The following is a 19,051-nucleotide window of genomic DNA, read 5'->3' as shown; positions in this document are numbered from 1 at the left end:
CGGGCGCGGATCTCGCCGACCGCCGCCCCCGCGCGGGGGGGGGGGGGGCGGCCCCCCCCCGCCCCCCCCCCCCCCGCGGGGGGGGGGCCCCCCCCCCCCCCCCCCGGGCCGATGAGCGGGCGACGAGAATCGAACTCGCGTGACTAGTTTGGAAGACTAGGGCTCTACCATTGAGCTACGCCCGCGCGATCCCCCGGTCGTTGCCGGCCGGAAGTTCGGGGGACAGCGTACCTGGTCCGGTCGCTTCCGTGCACACCGGATTCTGCGCGCGCTCCCTCGGACCGCCCCCGAATATGTCGGCGAGCCGCCAGGGCCCGACGTGTACGCTTCCTCTCGGCACCACGGGGTGTGGCGCAGTTTGGTAGCGCGTCCGCTTTGGGAGCGGAAGGCCGTCGGTTCGAATCCGGTCACCCCGACAGTGCGGCAGGGTCTCGTCCACCGTGGCGGGGCCCTGTTCTGTTCGGGCCCGACGGTGGCGCCTGGCGTCCGCCTTTCGTGGTACCGGTAGGATGGGGCGCTGGCGGTAGTCCCTGCGGTGTCAACCCAGGTCAACCGCACGAGGGCGAGGAGTCACTCTCACCGTCCACCCCCCACGGGAGATGCAGCTCCAACCCTTCATCGCCCGTCTCGCCCGACCCATTCGTACGGCCTCGGCCGGCGGCCGGGAACGGCGGAGGCAACCTGACCGCAAGCCCATAGGAGACCTAACCGTGAAGAGCGCCGTCGAGACTCTGAACCCGACCCGGGTTCGACTCACCGTCGAGGTGCCCTTCGAGGAGCTCAAGCCCAGCCTCGACGCGGCGTACAAGAAGATCAACCAGCAGGTCTCGGTCCCGGGCTTCCGCAAGGGCAAGATCCCGAACCGGGTCATCGACCAGCGCTTCGGCCGTGGCGCTGTGCTGGAGGAGGCCGTCAACGACGCCCTCCCGCGCTTCTACACGCAGGCTGTCGACGAGGGCAAGATCGAGGTCCTCGGACAGCCCGACATCACCAACATCGAGGGTGTCGAGAAGCTCGCCGATGGCGGCGACCTGAAGTTCACCGCCGAGGTGGACATCCGTCCGGAGATCACCCTTCCGGACTTCGCCTCCATCGAGGTGACCGTCGACCCGATCGTCGTCTCCGACGAGGACATCGAGAAGTCCCTGGAGCAGCTGCGCGAGCGCTTCTCCTCGGTCAAGGACGTCGAGCGCGCCGCGGCCGCCGGTGACATCGTGGTCGTGGACCTGATCGCCAAGGTCGACGGCGAGGTGCCGGAGGACGGCACCGCCAACGGCGTCAGCTACGAGATCGGCTCGGGCCGCCTGATCGACGGCATCGACGACGCCGTGACCGGCCTGGAGGCCGGTGGCACCGCCACCTTCTCCACCGAGCTCAAGGGTGGCACCCAGGCGGGCCAGACCTCCGAGGTCACCGTCACCGTCACCGCCGTCCAGGAGAAGGAGCTGCCCGAGCTGGACGACGAGTTCGCCCAGCTGGCCAGCGAGTTCGACACCCTGGAGGCCCTGCGCGACGACTCCCGCAAGCGCCTGGAGCGCATGAAGGAGTACGACCAGGCCACCCAGGCCCAGGAGAAGGTGCTGGACGCCCTGCTCGGCCTGGTCGAGATCGAGTTCCCGGAGAAGCTCCTCAAGGACGAGGTCGAGACCCGCAAGCACAACCTGGAGCACCACCAGCTCCAGCCGATGGGCCTCGACATCGACAGCTACCTGGAGACCCAGGGCAAGTCCCGCGAGGAGTGGGACGCCGAGATCGAGGAGCAGGCGAAGAAGGGCATCAAGACCCAGTTCGTCCTGGACCAGATCGTCGCCGACGAAGAGCTGGGTGTTAACCAGGAGGAGCTGACCGAGCACCTCATCCGCCGCGCCGCCGGCTCGGGTCTAACCCCGGACCAGTTCGCGCAGCAGGTCGTCCAGGGTGGCCAGGTGCCGCTGCTGGTCGGCGAGGTCGCCCGCGGCAAGGCGCTGGCCACCGTGGTCGAGGCCGCCAAGGTCGTCGACACCGAGGGCAACGAGGTCAACTTCGACGACGAGGACGAGACGGCCGAGACCGTCGAGGCCCCCGCCGCCGAGGAGACCGCCGCCGAGGAGAAGACCGAGGCCTGAGTGCCCCGGTAACCCCTGAGGTCTGCGACGGGCCCGGACGCCGTACGGTGTCCGGGCCCGTCGTCGTCCCCCGGGGCGGGCCCGACCCTGCGCTCACAGCGAACAGTTCTGCGTGAGGGATTCTGCGGCCCGGCCTGCGCGTTAGGGTCCTTGGACAGCACCAATCACACCGTGATACCCGGAAGCTGTGCGACATCGTGACGGCCGTGGAGCGACCGTCCAAATCGACTGAGCAGGTGGCTAAGTGACGTTCCCGCAGATGCAGATGCCTGGCCCGATGGCGCCGCACGCCGCCTCTGGTGACGTGCTCGGCGGCCTGGGCGACCAGGTGTACAACCGGCTGCTCAACGAGCGGATCATCTTCCTCGGCCAGCAGGTCGACGACGACATCGCCAACAAGATCACCGCCCAGCTGCTGCTGCTGGCCGCGGACCCGGAAAAGGACATCTTCCTTTACATCAACTCCCCGGGCGGTTCGATCTCGGCGGGCATGGCGATCTACGACACCATGCAGTACATCAAGAACGACGTCGTCACCATCGCGATGGGCATGGCGGCCTCGATGGGCCAGTTCCTGCTGACCGCCGGCGCCAAGGGCAAGCGCTTCTCGCTGCCGAACGCCAACATCCTCATGCACCAGCCGTCCGCCGGCCTCGGCGGCTCCGCCACCGACATCCGCATCCAGGCCGAGCAGCTGCTGCGCACCAAGAAGCGGATGTCCGAGCTGATCGCCTTCCACAGCGGCCAGTCCTTCGAGCAGATCACCAGGGACTCCGACCGCGACCGCTGGTTCGCGCCGGAGGAGGCCCTGGAGTACGGCCTGATCGACGCGATCATGCACAGCGCCGCGGACGTTCCCGGCGGCGGCGGCACGGGCGCCTGAGCCTCGGCCCGGCCCACGAGACCACAGCCACAACGCCCCGGAGGACAAGAACCCCCATGATCATCCCCAGCCTGTCGGCCGCCCAGGCCCGCGTCGAGGACATGCGCGCCGAGGGTCGCTACATCGTCCCGCGCTTCGTCGAGCGCACCACGCAGGGCATCCGCGAGTACGACCCGTACGCCAAGCTGTTCGAGGAGCGCATCATCTTCCTCGGCTCGCAGGTCGACGACGTCTCGGCGAACGACATCATGGCGCAGCTGCTGTGCCTGGAGTCGATGGACCCGGACCGCGAGATCCAGATGTACATCAACTCGCCCGGCGGCTCGTTCACGGCCCTGACGGCCATCTACGACACCATGCAGTACGTGAAGCCGGACATCACCACGGTCTGCATGGGCCAGGCGGCCTCCGCCGCGGCCGTGCTGCTCGCCGCCGGCACCCCCGGCAAGCGGATGGCGCTGCCGAACGCCCGCATCCTGATCCACCAGCCGTACACCGAGACCGGCCGCGGCCAGGTGTCCGACCTGGAGATCCAGGCCAAGGAGATCTTCCGGATGCGCGAGCAGCTGGAGCAGATGCTCTCCAAGCACTCCAACAAGCCGGTGGAGCAGGTGCGCGAGGACATCGAGCGCGACAAGATCCTCACCGCCGAGGAGGCCCTGGAGTACGGCCTCGTCGACCAGATCATCTCCACCCGCAAGACCTCGCTGACCTCCTGAGGCCGGCACCCTCCGAGGCGGGGCGCGCATCCTGCGTGCGCGCTCCGCTCCGGGTCGTCGGCGGCCTCCGCAACGGCATCTGTTCGGTATCAATTCGCCCAGGGCGTAGGGCAGACCCGGCGAAGAGGACGGAATCAGGGGCCCGGCAGAGTACCGTCGGATAGCGAGACCGATCGCCGTCGGCGTTGACGGTCCACAGCACCAGGCCCCGGAACTTCTGCGGGGCCCCTGGCGAAGGGGAAGCACCTCGTGGCACGCATCGGAGACGGTGGCGACCTGCTCAAGTGCTCGTTCTGCGGCAAGTCGCAGAAGCAGGTGAAGAAGCTGATCGCCGGCCCAGGCGTGTACATCTGCGACGAGTGCATCGACCTGTGCAACGAGATCATCGAGGAGGAACTCGCCGAGACCTCCGAGGTGCGCTTCGAGGAGCTGCCGAAGCCGCGGGAGATCTACGAGTTCCTGGACCAGTACGTGGTCGGCCAGGACCTCGCCAAGAAGGCCCTGTCGGTGGCGGTCTACAACCACTACAAGCGCGTCCAGGCCGGCGAGGCGGGCCGCAGCGGCGGCAACGGCCGCGAGGACGCCATCGAGCTGGCCAAGTCCAACATCCTGCTGCTGGGCCCCACCGGCTCCGGCAAGACGCTGCTGGCGCAGACCCTGGCCCGGATGCTCAACGTGCCGTTCGCGATCGCGGACGCCACCGCGCTGACCGAGGCCGGGTACGTCGGCGAGGACGTCGAGAACATCCTGCTCAAGCTGATCCAGGCGGCCGACTACGACGTCAAGAAGGCCGAGACCGGGATCATCTACATCGACGAGATCGACAAGGTCGCGCGCAAGAGCGAGAACCCGTCGATCACCCGGGACGTCTCCGGCGAGGGCGTGCAGCAGGCGCTGCTGAAGATCCTGGAGGGCACCACCGCCTCGGTGCCGCCGCAGGGCGGGCGCAAGCACCCGCACCAGGAGTTCATCCAGATCGACACCACCAACGTGCTGTTCATCGTCGGCGGCGCGTTCGCCGGCCTGGAGCGGATCATCGAGGGCCGGGCCGGCGCCAAGGGCATCGGCTTCGGCGCCAACATCCGCTCCAAGCGGGAGTCGGACGCCAGCGACCACTTCCGCCAGGTGATGCCCGAGGACCTGGTGAAGTTCGGCATGATCCCCGAGTTCATCGGCCGGCTGCCGGTGATCACCAGCGTCCACAACCTGGACCGCGAGGCGCTCCTGCAGATCCTCACCGAGCCGAAGAACGCGCTGGTCAAGCAGTACCGCAAGCTCTTCGAACTGGACGGCGTGGAGCTGGAGTTCTCCCGGGACGCGCTGGAGGCGATCGCCGACCAGGCGATCCTGCGCGGCACCGGCGCGCGCGGTCTGCGGGCCATCATGGAGGAGGTGCTGATGTCCGTGATGTACGAGGTGCCCTCGCGTCAGGACGTCGCCCGCGTGGTGGTCACCGGGGACGTGGTCTCCAAGCACGCCATCCCCACCCTCGTCCCGCGCGACATGATCAAGCGCGAGCGGCGCGAGAAGAGCGCCTGACCCGCGCCCGCCGCATCCGCAAGGGCCCCGCACCGACCGGTGCGGGGCCCTTCGGCGTCTCCCGGTGCCCGGAGGGTCACCGGCGGTTCCCGGTGGACTACTTGGGGACCTCGGCGACCGCGCGCAGGTCGCGGGTGTCGGCGGCGAGCTTGTCCAGGTCCGGCTGGGCGCTCGGGTCGGCCACCGTCATGACCATCACCAGGCCGCTGCTGTCGGCCCAGGCGCAGATGCCCATCGTGGTCCCGGCCTCGCCCTCGCCGCCGACGACGGTGGCGCACTCCATCGCGCCGCCCTTGGGGCCGGCGTCCACCACGTGCCGGTTGTCGAGCTTGCGACCGGTGGACGCCATGCCCTGGAACGCCTGGTTCAGTTCCTGCTTCGGCGCCAGGACCTTGCCGTAGCCCCCGAACACGACCAGCTGCGGGTCCGACTGCGCGTTCTGGTAGAGGGCGCCCACCCCGGTGGGGCTCCAGTTGCCGTCGCCCTTGCCGAAGCTGGAGGTGAGCCCCTTCTCCAGGGTGTCGGCGACCTGGGGGTCGTCGCTCTGGCGCAGGTCCTTGAACGTGGCCGGCAGGACGATCTTCTGGGTGCCCGCGCTGCTGGCGACGTCGTAGACGAAGTAGGCGAGCGCGCCGCCGCCCAGCAGCACGAAGGCGCCGACGACGCCGAGCACGGTCCAGAGCGTCTTGCGGGACTTGCGCGGCGGCGGCACCGGCGGGTACGCGCCGTACCCGGGGTAGGCGCCCGGCTCGCCGACCGGCGGGTAGCCGGGCGGGGGGCTCTGCGGCGGGATGCCGCCGTAGCCCGGCGGGGCCGGCGGGGGCGGCGGTGCGTCGTGTCCCGGCTGCGGCGGGGGGCCGTAGGGGTTCTGCTCGGTCACGCGAGGCCTCTCTGATGGCGATGCCCGGGTGCCGCCCGGCGCGGCCGGCGGCGGCGGGGACGTGGTGGTGACGTGGCGGGGCGGTGCCCCGGTTACTTGGCGACGACCATGGCGTCGCGGATCGCCCGGGTCCTGTCCGCGGCCTGGGCCGGGGTGAGGCCCTGGCCGCCGCCGGTCAGGCTGATCTTGCTGAAGGTGATCCGGCCGGTGGTGGACTTGTCCGCCCACACGCAGACCGTGGGCCCGGCCTTGCCCGCGATGACGCTGGCCACGCCGCAGGCGAGCTTCGCCGAGGAGCTGTGGCCGTCCTGCGCCGGGAAGTCCGTGAGCGGCGTGGACCAGGTCAGCCCGCCGCTGTCCTTCTTCGAGTCGTCGATGATCTGGCCGGGGTCGTTGAGCTCCCCGTAGACGCCGACCACGGAGAGCGTGTCGAGCGCGTCGGAGCCCTTGCTGTAGCTGGCCACCAGCACGTTGAGGTTCTTGCCGAACTTCGCCGCCTCGGGCTTGGCCGGGTCGACGGCCTCCTCCTTGGCCGACTTCTGGGTGTAGCCGTCCGGCAGCGACTGCGGCGCGGAGATCTTGTACTGGCCGCCCTGGTCGTCGCCGAGGAACTTCCACGCGGCGAAACCGCCGCCGCCCAGCACCAGCGCGCCCACGACCAGGCCGACCACCAGGCCGGTCCGGCCTTTCTTCGGCGGCGGCGGCGGGTAGCCCGGCTGGCCCGGCTGGCCGTACGGGGCCTGCGGCGGGTAGCCGTACGGGGGCTGCGGGGCGCCGTACGGCTGCTGCGGGGCGCCGTAGGGCGGCTGGGGAGCGCCGTAGGGCTGGCCGTCCTGCGGCGGGTAGCCGTACTGGGGCGGCTGCTGCGGGGCGCCGTAGGGCGGCGGCGGTTGCGGCGGGCCGTACGGGGGCTGACCCCCGTACGGCTGAGGCTGTCCCTGCGGTTGTCCCTGCGGATACTGCTGGCCCTGGCCGTACATCTGCGTCCGTGCTCCCCCGCCGCACCCGCGGCCTGTCGTCGTGTCGTCCCGGGGTCCGTGCGGACACCGGACGAGTGCCCGGGAACGGTACCGTACGGTGTCCTCCGCCGAGCCGTTCGGGCGGGTCGCGTCCGCGCGGAGAAAGCGGTTCGTAACACGGGCCTGCGGTTACGTAAACTGTGCGTCGTGACCGACACGACGAACCAGCACCCCGTGAGCACCTTTGCCGGGGACGAAGCAGCCACTCTCCCGACGACCTACACCCCCGCGGACGTAGAGGGCGAGCTGTACGAGCGCTGGGTAGAGCGTGGCTACTTCACCGCGGACGCCAAGAGCGACAAGCCCCCGTTCACCATCGTCATCCCCCCGCCGAACGTGACCGGGGCCCTGCACCTGGGCCACGCCTTCCAGCACACGCTGATGGACGCCCTGACCCGCCGAAAGCGGATGCAGGGCTTCGAGACGCTCTGGCTGCCGGGTATGGACCACGCGGGCATCGCCACCCAGAACAAGGTGGAGCAGCAGCTCGCCGAGTCGGGCCTGTCCCGCCACGACCTGGGCCGCGAGGCCTTCGTCGAGAAGGTCTGGGAGTGGAAGGAGAACTACGGCGGCCGGATCCTCGGCCAGATGCGCCGCCTGGGCGACGGCGTGGACTGGTCGCGCGAGCGCTTCACCATGGACGAGGGGCTCTCGCAGGCCGTTCAGACCATCTTCAAGCGCCTCTTCGACGACGGCCTGATCTACCGGGCCGAGCGCATCATCAACTGGTGCCCGCGCTGCCTCACCGCCCTGTCCGACATCGAGGTGGAGCACGAGGAGGTCCCCGGCGAGCTGGTCTCGATCCGCTACGGCGAGGGCGAGGACTCGATCGTCGTCGCCACGACCCGGGCCGAGACGATGCTGGGCGACACCGCCGTGGCCGTCCACCCGGACGACGAGCGGTACCGTCACCTGGTCGGCCGGACCATCAAGCTGCCGCTGACCGACCGTGAGATCCCGGTCGTCGCGGACGAGCACGTCGACCCGGAGTTCGGCACCGGCGCCGTCAAGGTGACGCCCGCGCACGACCCCAACGACTTCGCGATCGGCCAGCGCCACAACCTGCCCAACCTGAGCATCATGGACGAGCGCGGTGCGATCACCGTGCACGGCCCCTTCCTCGGCCTGGACCGGTTGGAGGCCCGCTCGGCCGTGGTCGGCGCGCTGCGCGAGCAGGGCCGGATCGTCGCCGAGAAGCGCCCGTACATGCACTCGGTCGGCCACTGCTCGCGCTGCCACACTGTGGTCGAGCCGCGGCTGTCGCTCCAGTGGTGGGTCAAGGTCGAGCCGCTGGCGAAGGCCGCCGGCGACGCCGTGCGCGACGGCAAGGTGGAGATCCACCCGAAGGAGCTGGAGCGCCGCTACTTCGACTGGGTCGACAACATGTACGACTGGTGCATCTCGCGCCAGCTGTGGTGGGGCCACCGGATCCCGGTCTGGTACGGCCCGGACGGCGAGGTCGTCTGCGTCGGCCCGGACGAGCAGCCGCCCACCGGCGAGGGCTGGCACCAGGACCCTGACGTCCTGGACACCTGGTTCTCCTCCGGCCTGTGGCCGTTCTCGACGCTCGGCTGGCCGGAACGGACCCCGGAGCTCGAGAAGTTCTACCCGACCGACGTCCTGGTCACCGGCCACGACATCATCTTCTTCTGGGTCGCCCGGATGATGATGTTCGGCCTGTACGCGATGGACGGTGAGGCGCCGTTCAAGACCGTCGCCCTGACCGGCCTGGTCCGCGACGAGTTCGGCAAGAAGATGTCGAAGTCCTCGGGCACCGCCGTGGACCCGCTGGACTGGATGGACGCCTACGGCGCCGACGCCGTCCGCTTCACCCTGGCTCGCGGCGCCAACCCGGGCGCCGACGTGCCGATCGGCGAGGACTGGGTCAAGGGCTCGCGCAACTTCTGCAACAAGATCTGGAACGCGACCCGCTTCGCGCTGATGAACGGCGCCACCGTCGAGGGCCCGCTGCCCGCGCCGGAGCAGCTCACCGCAGTGGACCGCTGGATCCTGTCGCGGCTGAACGCCACCATCGCCGAGGTGGACGCGCTCTACGACGGCTACGAGTTCGCCAAGGCCTCGGACGCGCTCTACCACTTCGCGTGGGACGAGGTCTTCGACTGGTACGTCGAGCTCTCCAAGACCACCCTGGCCAAGGGCGGCCCGCAGGCCGACGCCGCGCGCCGGGTGCTCGGCGAGGTCCTGGACACCACGCTGCGGCTGCTGCACCCGGTGGTCCCGTTCGTCACCGAGGCCCTGTGGACGGCGCTGACCGGCGCCGAGTCGCTGGTGGTCGCCGACTGGCCGACGGACGGCGGGTTCCGTGACACCGCCGCCGAGGCCGAGATCGCCACGCTGCAGCAGGTCGTCACCGAGGTCCGCCGGTTCCGCTCGGACCAGGGCCTGCAGCCCGCGCAGCGCGTCCCGGCGAAGCTGGAGCTGGACGGCACCGTGCTGGCCGTCCACGAGGACGCGATCCGCTCGCTGCTGCGGCTGACCGTCCCCGAGGAGGGCTTCGCGGCCACCGCCTCGCTCCCGGTCGCCGGCGCCACCGTCGCGCTCGACCTCTCCGGCACCATCGACGTCGCGGCGGAGCGCAAGCGCCTCGCCAAGGACCTCGCGGCCGCCGAGAAGGAGAAGGCACAGACCACGGCCAAGCTCGGCAACGAGGCGTTCCTCGCCAAGGCGCCGGACGAGGTGGTCGCCAAGATCCGGGGCCGCCAGGAGGCCGCCGAGGCCGACATCGCCCGGATCACCGCCCAGCTCGCGGCGCTGCCGCAGGGCTGAGCCCGCACCGGTCCGTGAGGGGCCGCACTCCGCGACGCGCGGGGTGCGGCCCCTCCGGCGTTTCCGGGCGGCTCGGCCGGGCGCGGCGGCGGTGTTCTTTTTGCTACGCCTAATAGCCCATCAACATTGCTCCCTTCCGGCGAATATTCATCCTGGACCGGGTGAGGTCCTATTCCTTCCGAATTCATTCCGGTCTTGCCCGCGCGGGTTCGCGGAAGTTTGCAGGTCGGATGTGTACGGTGTGCACGGAGTTTCTGACGGGTGTTTCTGCTGAGCGTTCCTGCTGAGCCGACGGACGGGAGGGCATGGCGTGGTGGTGACCGAGGAATTGGCCGGCGAACTGCCTGCCGAGGCGGTGGAGGAGGCCAAGGCCAGGGCGGCGACCCTGCTGCTGGCGTTCCGTCATGGCAACCAGCTCGCCTTCGACCACGAGCTGGACCTGCTCCTCGCCGAGCGGGCCGAGCGCGAGGTGACCACCCTGCTCGCCTGGATCGCCGCCGAGGCCGTCCGCAAGGCGTACGCGCCCGAGGTCGGCGACCGGGTGCTGCGGGCGATGGCCCGGCGTGCCCCGGCCGACAACGGCGCGGTCGCGGTGGACGAGGAGAGTGCGGACGCCGCCCGGCTGATCGAGGCGGTGGCCGCCGGCGAGGTGGCCGAGGTGCGCGGCCTGGTCGCCTCGACCGCCGACACCACCTTCCTGCTCGGCGGTCTGCTCCAGGGCGTCGCGATGATGCTGCCACTGCTGCCCGAGGGCGAACTGGCCGAGATCACGGCCGAGTTGCGCCGCCGGCACGGCGGGCCCGCGGCCCACGTCCCGGAGGCCCGGGCCGGGGTCTGAACCCCGGTCCGGGGAGGGGCGTCACGGCATGGCGTGCAGGTGCGCGCCGATGGTGCCCGCGACCGGGTTGCCCGCCTTGGCGTCCCAGTTGGTCGACCAGGTCATCGCCCCGCCGATGCCCGGCCAGGTGGTGTCGGGCTTGTAGCTGCCGCAGTTGGTGCCGGCGGCCAGGCAGTCCAGCGCGTTGTCGACCACGCTCGGGCTGACGTACCCGCCGCCCGCCGCGCTGGTGGAGGCCGGCACCCCGAGCCCCACCTGGTCGGGCCGCAGCCCGCCCTTGAGCTGGATGCAGGCCAGCCCGGTGAGGAAGTCCTCGGTGCCCTGCGAGTAGACGTTGCCGTCGCAGCCGTTCATCGCACCGGAGTTGTAGTACTGCATGTTGACGATGGTGAGGATGTCCTTCACGTTCAGCGCCAGCTTGAAGTACTCCATGCCGGTCGACTGCATGTCGATGGTCTGCGGCGCCATGGTGAGGACGAACCCGCTGCCGCTCTTCGCGGCCAGCGCGTGCAGCGCCTGGCCCAGGTAGACGGCGTTGACACCGTTCTCCAGGTCGATGTCGATCCCGTCGAAGCCGTAGCCCTGCATCAGCGCCCGGGCGGTGTCGGCGAAGTTGGCCGCCGAGGTCGGGTCGCTCACCGACACCGTGCCGTTCTGCCCGCCGACCGAGAGCACCACCTTCTTGCCGGCCGCCCGCTTGGCCGCGATGTCGGCCTTGAACTGGGCGTCGGTGTAGCCGCCGAGGCGGGAGGAGAGGGCGGGGTCCAGGGTGAAGCCCAGCCCGCCCGGCGTGGTGGTGGCGTCGGCGAAGGAGACCGCGATGATGTCGTAGGCGGCCGGGACGTCGCTGATCCGCTGGACGGTGGCGCCGTTGTCGAAGTTCTGCCAGTAGCCGGTCAGGATGTGCTTGGGCAGGCCGGGCGGCTTGCCGGTCGAGGTGGCGGTCGGGCTGCCGGTGCCGGTGTCCGTGGGGGAAGGGCTGCCGGTGCCGGTGGGGCTCGGGGACGTGGTGGCGGTCGGGCTCTGGGAGGGCTGCGGGCCGCCCGGGCCGATCAGTGAGACGTCGTCGGCGAGGAAGGCGGGCTGCCCGTACCAGCCGTGCAGGTAGACGGTGACGCTGGTGGTGCCCGGGCCGGTGGTGAAGCCGGTGCTCAGCTGGGCCCAGCCGGTGGAGTTCGTCCAGGTGCCGGGGTCGGTGCCGCCGGTGCCGCGGGCGCCCAGGTAGACGTACGAGCCCTGGACCCAGGAGCTCAGCGTGTACGTCGAGGAGGGCTGCACGGCGACGGTCTGGGTGCACTCGCCGGTGTCGCCCGAGCCCGGGGTGGACTGCAGGGCGTAGCGGCCGGAGTGTGCGGTCGTGCTCTGGACGGCGCCGTTGCCGCAGGACCAGCCGGACAGGGTGCCGGTCTCGAAGCCGCCGTTGGCGATCAGGTCGGGGTCGGCGGCCTGGGCGCCGGTGCCGGTGGCGAGGGCGAGCCCGCTCAGGCCGAGGGCGACGGCGCAGGCCCCGGCGAGCAGGGTGTGGGCGGCGCGTGGGCGCCGGTGTCGGGCAGGTGGCATGACTCCATCTCCTGTGGGGGAGGCCCGGCGGCGCGCCTGAGTGGTGGGGGTGGAGCGCCGTCCGGGGTGTCGATGGTGCGCGTGCGGGAGCTACCGACAACTCAAGTCCCTGTCGGGGAAGGAGACTTGACTCACAAGGTGGAGTAGACCAATCCGGCTGTCAAGAGGGCGCTAGGCGGCCGACGGCCGTGCCGTGGAGTCGGCTGCTGCGGTGCCGAATGCTCCGGCGTCGGCTGCTCCGGTCTCCGCTGCTCCGGGCTCGGCCGGCTCGGCGACCGCGGCGGTGAGCGCGGCGATCCGCGCCGAGGCCAGGCCGTCGCCGTACGGGCTCGGGGTGGCCGCGAGCCGGGCGAGCCGCTCGGGGGTGTCGGCCAGCCAGGCCCGGGCCAGCTCGCCCAGGTCCTCGTCGGGGCCCACCAGCGCGGCGAAGCCCGCCGCCACCGCCTCCGGACGCTCGGTGGAGCGGCGCACCACCAGCAGCGGGCGGCCGAGCACGGTGCACTCCTCCTGCACGCCGCCGGAGTCGGAGACCAGCAGCGCGGCGTGGCTCGCCAGACCCAGGAAGTCGGCGTACCCGACCGGCCCGGTGACGGCCAGGCGCTCCAGCAGGGCGTCCAGTGCGAAGCGCTCGACGGCGGCCCGGGTGCGCGGGTGCATCGGGAACAGCACCGGGGTGCCCGCCCGGGCGATCCGGTCCAGTTCGGCCAGCACGGCGCCCAGCGCCTCGGCGGTGTCGGTGTTCTCCGGGCGGTGCACGGTGGCCAGCACGTAGCCGTCCGGGCGCAGCCCGTGCGCGGCGAGCAGCGCGGCGCGGTCGGCCGCGGCCGGCAGCTGACGGCGGACCACCTCGACGACGGTGTTGCCGGTGAGCGCGATCCGCTCCTCGGCGAGGGCCTCGGCGCGCAGGTTGGCGACGTTGTCCCCGGTGGCGGCGCAGAGCAGGTCGGAGACGTGGTCGACCATCACCCGGTTGTGCTCCTCGGGCATCGCCCGGTCGAAGCTGCGCAGCCCGGCCTCGACGTGCACCAGCGGGATCTCCCGGGCGTTGGCGGCCAGCGCCCCGGCGAGGGTGGCGTTGGTGTCGCCCTGGACGACGACGGCGGCGGGGCGGTCCTCGGCGAAGGCGGCGTCCAGCTGGCCGAGGGACTGGGCGATCTGGCCGGCCCGGGGGCGCCCGCCGACGCCGGTGAGCAGCTCGGGGCGGGGCAGATCGAGGTCGCGCAGGAAGCGGCCGGACATCGCCTCGTCCCAGTGCTGGCCGGTGTGCACCAGACGGGTGGCGTCGCCGAGTTCGTGGATCAGCGGGGCGAGCTTGACCAGTTCGGGGCGGGTGCCCAGGACGACGGCGACGCTGGCGGGGGGAAGGCACATGCTCATGGGGAGGCTCCGAGGGGGTGGGGCAGCTCAGGGCTCAAGCGCGGGGCTCAGGACTGAGGCTCAGGACTCAAGGGCGGTGGGGGAGCCGAGGGCGACCTTCTCGGCGTTGCGCCGGGTCTTGGCCCAGCCGTTGCGGCCGAGCAGCATCCGGACGGCGGCCCGGGTGGCGACCACGAAGAGGTGGTAGGCGTAGAGCCAGATCAGGACGCCCCAGAGCAGTCCGGTGAGCCGGCCGCGGTCGGGGTGGACGAGCCGGCGGTAGGCGAAGCCCCAGAACACCATCGGCAGGGTGGCGACCGCGAAGGCGAGCAGCATCCACGGGCCGAACCTGACGTGGAAGTCGGCGGTCTCGGCGGGGAAGAGCACCAGCCCGGCCGCCGTGATCCCGAGCGAGAGCGGGAACAGCAGGACCAGCAGCACGCAGACGACGGGCTGCAGGAAGGTGTACAGCACCTCGGCCTTGCCGGACCAGGTGTAGAAGGGGGAGCGCAGCACCCGGCCGGTGTAGCGCAGGCACTGCATGTTGCCCTGGGCCCAGCGGGTGCGCTGGGTGAGGAAGCGGCGCAGCGAGATCAGGCCCTCCTGGGAGACCTGGGTCTCGGTGACGTGGGTGAGCCGCCAGCCGGCCAGGCGCAGGTCGAGGCCGGACTCGTAGTCCTCCAGCAGGGCGCGTTCGGGCCAGGGGCGGCCGGCCCGGCCCTCCTCGGCGGTGAGCGAGTCGAGGGCGGTGAGGCGGACGAACTGGCCGTTCCCGCCGAGGCCGACGCTGCCGGTGCGGCGGCGCAGCAGCTGCATGCCGGCGTTGTTGGCCTGGAACTCGACGTCCTGCATCCGGACCAGGGCGCGGGCGAACGCGTTGGCGGTCCGGCTGCGGCCGGGCAGCGGGAGTTCGTCGTCGGCGTTGCGCATCCGCACGCCGATCTGGACGGCGCCGGTGTCGGGGCGGCCGAGCGCCTTGTCGTTGCAGACCTGGGGGAGGGTGCCGGGGTCGAGCCGTCCGTCGGCGTCGACGACGCCGATCACCACGCGGGAGCGGTCGGTGTTCTCGGGCAGCCAGGCGGTGATCTCGCGGTAGGCGGCGTTGAGGGCGGCGCCCTTGCCGATCCGGGCGTGCGGGCGGCGGCGCTGGACGAGGTGGACGCGGTCGTCGTGGGCCGCGGCGGCGAGGACGAGGTCGCGGGTGGCGTCCTCGCTGTCGTCGTCGATCACCCACAGGTGGGCCTCGGGCGCACCGGCGCGCAGGCCGGCCAGGGTCTGGGTGACCACGGCCTCCTCGTCGCGGCAGGGGATCACCAGGTGCCACTGGAAGGCGGCCGGGTCGCCGGGTTCGGCGGGCCGGTTGTGCCGGAAGGCGTGCCGGGAGCCGGCCCAGTACAGGAGGAAGCGTCCGAAGACGAAGGCCATGTAGCCGACGAGCGCCAGTGAGACCAGTCCGGCGAACCAGACGACGGCGTCCTGGCGGAGCACGATCCAGTCGTGCAGAGCGTCGGGCATGGCGTAGTACTCCTCGTGATCAAAGGTGGCGCGGCTCCAGGGGGTGCGAATCGATGCTTCGTTGCGGTTCAAATTCGCCAAAGAGATAGTAAAGGGGGCAAATTGGAAACTCCGACCAAAGTGGTCGTTCTCACCCCGTGAGGACGGCCCGCCAACCCTCCGTAGACTGTGGTCGTGAGCGACAAGGCCGACCCGAACCCGTACACCCTCCGCCCCACCGACGGCGACACCGACGACACCCTGCGCGATGTCGAGGTGGAGCTCTCCAAGCGCTGGCCGGAGAACAAGCTGGAGCCCTCGCTCGACCGGATCGAGGCGCTGATGGACATCCTGGGTCAGCCCCAGCGGTCCTTCCCCTCCATCCACATCACCGGGACCAACGGCAAGACCTCCACCGCCCGGATGATCGAGCAGCTGCTCAACACCTTCGAACTGCGCACGGGCCGCTACACCAGCCCGCACGTGGAGAGCGTCACCGAGCGGATCACCCTGGACGGCGCCCCGATCACCCCCGAGCGCTTCGTCGAGGTCTACCGCGACATCGAGCCGTACGTGCAGATGGTCGACGCGGCGCAGCCGGTGCCGATGTCCTTCTTCGAGGTGCTGACCGGCATGGCCTACGCCGCCTTCGCCGACGCCCCCGTGGACGTCGCCGTGGTCGAGGTCGGCATGGGCGGCTCCTGGGACGCCACCAACGTCATCGACGCCGCCGTCGCCGTGATCACCCCGATCGGGCTGGACCACACCGACAAGCTCGGCGAGACCACCGGCGAGATCGCGGTCGAGAAGTCCGGGATCATCAAGTCCGGTGCCGTCGCCGTCGTCGCCCAGCAGCAGCTGGACGCCGCCCAGAACATCCTGCGGCGCGCCGTCGAGGTCGACGCCACGGTGGCCCGCGAGGGCATGGAGTTCGGCGTGATCCGCCGTGAGCTCGGCGTCGGCGGCCAGCTGGTGACGCTGCGCGGGCTCGGCGGCGAGGAGTACGAGGACGTCTTCATCCCGCTGCACGGCGAGCACCAGGCGCACAACGCGGTGCTGGCGCTGGCCGCGGTCGAGGCCTTCTTCGGCGTCGGCGGCGCCCGCGGCGGGCAGCTCGACGTGGACAAGGTCCGCCAGGCCTTCTCCGGCGTCTCCTCGCCCGGCCGGCTGGAGGTCGTCCGCCGCAGCCCCACGATCATCCTGGACGCCGCGCACAACCCGCACGGCGCCCGCGCCACCGTCGCCGCCCTCGGCGAGTCCTTCGGCTTCACCCGGCTCGTCGGCGTGATCGGCACCTCCGGGGACAAGGACGTGGCCGGCGTGCTGGAGGCCTTCGAGCCGGTCCTCGCCGAGGTCGTCATCACCCAGAACTCCACCCACCGCGCGATGGACGTCGACGAGTTGGCGGCGCTGGCCGTCGACATCTTCGGCGAGGACCGCGTCCAGGTCGAGCCCCGGCTCGACGACGCCATCGCGGCCGCCGTCACCCTCGCCGAGGAGGAGGGCGACCTCGGCGGCGCCGGGGTGCTGGTCACCGGTTCGGTCATCACGGTGGGCGAGGCCCGCCTGCTGCTCGGGAGGAAGTGACATGAGGACCCTCTGCTCCTCGACCCTGATCGGCGAGGCTCTCCTGGCGATGTTCGCCGCGCTGGTCGCGATGCAGCTGTCGAGCGTCTCCACGGCCACGATCTGGATCGTCACCGGGATCGTCATGGCGCTGTGCATCGCGCTCTGCGGCATGATCAACCGCCCTGGGGCGGTGGCCGTCGGCTGGGCGCTGCAGATCGGCCTGATCGCCAGCGGCTTCATCCTGCCGACCATGTTCGGCCTCGGTGTGGTCTTCGCCGGCCTGTGGTGGTGCTCGGTGCACTACGGCCGCAAGGTGGACGAGTTCAAGGCCGCCCGGGCCGCCGCCGAGGCGGCTGCCGTACCGGTCTAGGGCCCGGACCGGCGGGCCGACACGCCGCACACGCAAGGTAATCTCTGCCGTGTCGGCTCCCGCCCGTCGGCCCGACTGCCTTGCCGTACCGAATCCCCAGGAGACGCACCGTGTCCCAGCGCACTCTCGTCCTGCTCAAGCCCGACGCCGTCCAGCGTGGCCTGGCCGGCGAGATCATCAGCCGCATCGAGCGCAAGGCCGGCTGGCGGCTCACCGCCGTCGAGCTGCGCACCTTCGACCGGGCGACGCTGGAGCAGCACTACGCGGAGCACGTCGGCCGCCCGTTCTACGAGCCGCTGCTGGAGTTCATGACCTCCGGTCCGTCGATCGCCCTGATCGTCGAGGGCGAGGAGGTCGTCCGCGGCATCCGGATGCTGGCCGGTGCGACCAACCCGCTGGAGGCCGGGGCCGGCACCATCCGCGGCGACTACGCGACGATCACCCGCGAGAACCTGATCCACGCCTCGGACTCCCCGGAGTCGGCCGAGCGCGAGATCAAGATCTTCTTCCCGGCGCACGCCTGAGTCCAGCCGGGCGACACGCCCGAGGGACCTTGGCACTGCCCCGGTCGGGACCATTGGCCCGGCCGGGGCACTTTTATCGTGAAATAAGCAACCAGAGGTGCCGACACGGCGTCCCAATGCCCGGAGAAGCGAACACGCTCCGGACAATGGACGGTATGCCCCGCATCGACGTCCGTGCCGCGCCGCGTGACTACGATGGACGCGACTCAAGGGCCCGGTAAGGCAGCTCAGCTGGCTCCGCCCGAGCGTGGGCGCGCTCTCGTCCAACCCCCCTATGAACTCCGAGCCCGGGAAGGCAACCACACCCCATGGCGAGCAACCTGTCGTTCATCGGCCGCGACTTGGCGATCGACCTTGGAACTGCCAACACGCTGGTGTACGTCAGGGGCAAGGGGATCGTCCTCAACGAGCCGTCCGTCGTCGCGGTGAACACCAACACCGGCGGCATCCTGGCGGTCGGTGCCGAGGCGAAGAAGATGATCGGCCGGACGCCGGGCAACATCGTCGCCATCCGCCCGCTCAAGGACGGCGTGATCGCCGACTTCGAGATCACCGAGCGGATGCTCCGCTACTTCATCCTCAAGATCCACCGCCGCCGCTACCTCGCCCGCCCCCGGGTCGTGGTCTGCGTGCCCTCCGGCATCACCGGAGTCGAGCGCCGCGCCGTGATCGAGGCCTCCTCGCAGGCCGGCGCCCGCCAGGTGCACATCATCGAGGAGCCGATGGCCGCCGCCATCGGCGCCGGGCTGCCCGTCCACGAGGCCACCGGCAACATGGTCGTCGACATCGGCGGCGGCACCACCGAGGTCGCGGTCATCTCCCTCGGCGGCATCGTCACCGCCCAGTCCATCCGGGTCGCCGGCGACGAGCTGGACAACGCGATCGTCCAGCACATCAAGAAGGAGTACTCGCTGCTCCTCGGCGAGCGCAGCGCCGAGCAGATCAAGATGAGCATCGGCAGCGCCTTCGGCCTGGAGGGCGAGAAGGACGAGCACGCCGAGATCCGCGGCCGCGACCTGGTCAGCGGCCTGCCCAAGACCGTGGTCATCTCCGCCGCCGAGGTCCGCGAGGCCATCGACGAGCCGGTCAACTCGATCATCGACGCCGTGAAGACCACCCTCGACCAGTGCCCGCCCGAGCTGGCCGGCGACGTGATGGACCGCGGCATCGTGCTCACCGGCGGCGGCGCCCTGCTGCGCGGCCTCGACGAGCGGCTGCGCCGCGAGACCGGCATGCCGATCCACATCGCCGAGAACCCGCTCGACTCGGTCGCGCTCGGCTCCGGCAAGTGCGTCGAGGAGTTCGAGGCGCTCCAGCAGGTACTGGACGCCTCCCCGCGCCGTTAGCACCACCGAGACATCCGACACTCAACTGAACGGGCTGCCGCCCGGGCCCCACAGCCCGGGCG

Annotated in this window: 15 protein-coding genes and 2 tRNA genes; 11 read left to right on the top strand and 6 right to left on the bottom strand. The window is 71.0% G+C overall.

The features are described 5' to 3' along the window. Positions 1-114: 114 nt before the first annotated feature. Positions 115-185, bottom strand: a tRNA-Gly gene (locus ACFV61_RS08655). A gap of 157 nt (positions 186-342) precedes the next feature. Between ACFV61_RS08655 and ACFV61_RS08650 the strand changes: the two genes are divergently transcribed. The 5 genes from ACFV61_RS08650 to clpX all read left to right on the top strand — a co-directional run bounded on the left by ACFV61_RS08650 (position 343) and on the right by clpX (position 5,246). Continuing rightward, positions 343-416: transfer RNA gene (locus ACFV61_RS08650), tRNA-Pro, on the top strand. A gap of 294 nt (positions 417-710) precedes the next feature. Next, positions 711-2,105: a trigger factor gene (gene tig, locus ACFV61_RS08645; protein ID WP_063347571.1), complete on the top strand. Its 1,395-nt coding sequence runs from the start codon at positions 711-713 to the stop codon at positions 2,103-2,105. A gap of 265 nt (positions 2,106-2,370) precedes the next feature. After that, positions 2,371-2,988, top strand: a complete 618-nt coding sequence (locus ACFV61_RS08640; protein ID WP_063351100.1) for an ATP-dependent Clp protease proteolytic subunit — start codon at positions 2,371-2,373, stop codon at positions 2,986-2,988. 56 nt (positions 2,989-3,044) lie between these two features. Beyond that, the gene (locus tag ACFV61_RS08635; protein WP_063347570.1) at positions 3,045-3,707 is read left to right on the top strand and encodes an ATP-dependent Clp protease proteolytic subunit; all 663 of its coding nucleotides are present in this window, start codon (positions 3,045-3,047) and stop codon (positions 3,705-3,707) included. 249 nt (positions 3,708-3,956) lie between these two features. Next, positions 3,957-5,246, top strand: a complete 1,290-nt coding sequence (clpX, locus tag ACFV61_RS08630; protein ID WP_063347569.1) for an ATP-dependent Clp protease ATP-binding subunit ClpX — start codon at positions 3,957-3,959, stop codon at positions 5,244-5,246. Positions 5,247-5,343: 97 nt separating this feature from the next. On the opposite strand, the gene ACFV61_RS08625 is transcribed toward clpX, so the two are convergent. Both ACFV61_RS08625 and ACFV61_RS08620 read right to left on the bottom strand, forming a co-directional pair. Then, complete coding sequence (locus ACFV61_RS08625; RefSeq protein ID WP_380336924.1) at positions 5,344-6,126, bottom strand: hypothetical protein; 783 nt, start codon at positions 6,124-6,126, stop codon at positions 5,344-5,346. A gap of 92 nt (positions 6,127-6,218) precedes the next feature. After that, the gene (locus ACFV61_RS08620) at positions 6,219-7,106 is read right to left on the bottom strand and encodes a hypothetical protein (protein ID WP_380490753.1); all 888 of its coding nucleotides are present in this window, start codon (positions 7,104-7,106) and stop codon (positions 6,219-6,221) included. Positions 7,107-7,292: 186 nt separating this feature from the next. Here ACFV61_RS08620 and ACFV61_RS08615 point away from each other — a divergent pair, with 186 nt between their 5' ends. Further along, positions 7,293-9,932 (top strand): valine--tRNA ligase, encoded by a 2,640-nt coding sequence (locus tag ACFV61_RS08615; protein ID WP_363369869.1) that lies wholly within the window; start codon positions 7,293-7,295, stop codon positions 9,930-9,932. 316 nt (positions 9,933-10,248) lie between these two features. Further along, complete coding sequence (locus ACFV61_RS08610) at positions 10,249-10,770, top strand: hypothetical protein (RefSeq protein ID WP_159398426.1); 522 nt, start codon at positions 10,249-10,251, stop codon at positions 10,768-10,770. 21 nt (positions 10,771-10,791) lie between these two features. Here the strand turns inward: ACFV61_RS08610 and ACFV61_RS08605 are convergent, their stop codons facing one another. From ACFV61_RS08605 to ACFV61_RS08595, 3 genes are all read right to left on the bottom strand, one after another. Then, positions 10,792-12,330, bottom strand: a complete 1,539-nt coding sequence (locus ACFV61_RS08605; RefSeq protein WP_380490751.1) for a chitinase — start codon at positions 12,328-12,330, stop codon at positions 10,792-10,794. A 171-nt stretch (positions 12,331-12,501) separates the two neighbouring features. Continuing rightward, on the bottom strand, positions 12,502-13,701 hold the full coding sequence (gene wecB / locus ACFV61_RS08600; protein WP_380424998.1) for a non-hydrolyzing UDP-N-acetylglucosamine 2-epimerase: 1,200 nt from the start codon (positions 13,699-13,701) through the stop codon (positions 12,502-12,504). A gap of 66 nt (positions 13,702-13,767) precedes the next feature. Next, a complete protein-coding gene (locus ACFV61_RS08595; RefSeq protein WP_380490749.1) occupies positions 13,768-15,201 on the bottom strand; it encodes a glycosyltransferase in 1,434 nt (477 codons plus the stop codon). A gap of 174 nt (positions 15,202-15,375) precedes the next feature. Here ACFV61_RS08595 and ACFV61_RS08590 point away from each other — a divergent pair, with 174 nt between their 5' ends. The 4 genes from ACFV61_RS08590 to ACFV61_RS08575 all read left to right on the top strand — a co-directional run bounded on the left by ACFV61_RS08590 (position 15,376) and on the right by ACFV61_RS08575 (position 18,989). Further along, positions 15,376-16,767, top strand: a complete 1,392-nt coding sequence (locus tag ACFV61_RS08590) for a folylpolyglutamate synthase/dihydrofolate synthase family protein (RefSeq protein WP_063351097.1) — start codon at positions 15,376-15,378, stop codon at positions 16,765-16,767. 1 nt (position 16,768) lies between these two features. Then, positions 16,769-17,119 carry a DUF4233 domain-containing protein gene (locus ACFV61_RS08585; RefSeq protein WP_063347563.1) on the top strand — a complete coding sequence of 117 codons (351 nt, stop codon included), beginning with the start codon at positions 16,769-16,771 and terminating at the stop codon, positions 17,117-17,119. Between the two features lie 110 nt (positions 17,120-17,229). Continuing rightward, complete coding sequence (gene ndk / locus ACFV61_RS08580) at positions 17,230-17,643, top strand: nucleoside-diphosphate kinase (protein WP_063347562.1); 414 nt, start codon at positions 17,230-17,232, stop codon at positions 17,641-17,643. Between the two features lie 320 nt (positions 17,644-17,963). Continuing rightward, positions 17,964-18,989: a rod shape-determining protein gene (locus tag ACFV61_RS08575; RefSeq protein ID WP_031076009.1), complete on the top strand. Its 1,026-nt coding sequence runs from the start codon at positions 17,964-17,966 to the stop codon at positions 18,987-18,989. Positions 18,990-19,051: the final 62 nt, after the last annotated feature.

This window comes from Kitasatospora sp. NPDC059817, from assembly GCF_042731835.1.
GTDB lineage: Bacteria > Actinomycetota > Actinomycetes > Streptomycetales > Streptomycetaceae > Kitasatospora.
The sequence above is the reverse complement of the archived record's forward strand: the minus strand, read 5'-3'. Positions and strand labels throughout refer to the sequence as shown.

What these genes read in the sequence shown, in the direction of transcription:
- ACFV61_RS08620 (WP_380490753.1), bottom strand. Translation starts at nt 7,106, where the DNA reads ATGTACGGCCAGGGCCAGCAGTATCCGCAGGGACAACCGCAGGGACAG.
- ACFV61_RS08635 (WP_063347570.1), top strand. Translation starts at nt 3,045, where the DNA reads ATGATCATCCCCAGCCTGTCGGCCGCCCAGGCCCGCGTCGAGGACATG.
- ACFV61_RS08640 (WP_063351100.1), top strand. Translation starts at nt 2,371, where the DNA reads ATGCCTGGCCCGATGGCGCCGCACGCCGCCTCTGGTGACGTGCTCGGC.
- ACFV61_RS08605 (WP_380490751.1), bottom strand. Translation starts at nt 12,330, where the DNA reads ATGCCACCTGCCCGACACCGGCGCCCACGCGCCGCCCACACCCTGCTC.
- ACFV61_RS08585 (WP_063347563.1), top strand. Translation starts at nt 16,769, where the DNA reads ATGAGGACCCTCTGCTCCTCGACCCTGATCGGCGAGGCTCTCCTGGCG.
- wecB (WP_380424998.1), bottom strand. Translation starts at nt 13,701, where the DNA reads ATGTGCCTTCCCCCCGCCAGCGTCGCCGTCGTCCTGGGCACCCGCCCC.
- ACFV61_RS08595 (WP_380490749.1), bottom strand. Translation starts at nt 15,201, where the DNA reads ATGCCCGACGCTCTGCACGACTGGATCGTGCTCCGCCAGGACGCCGTC.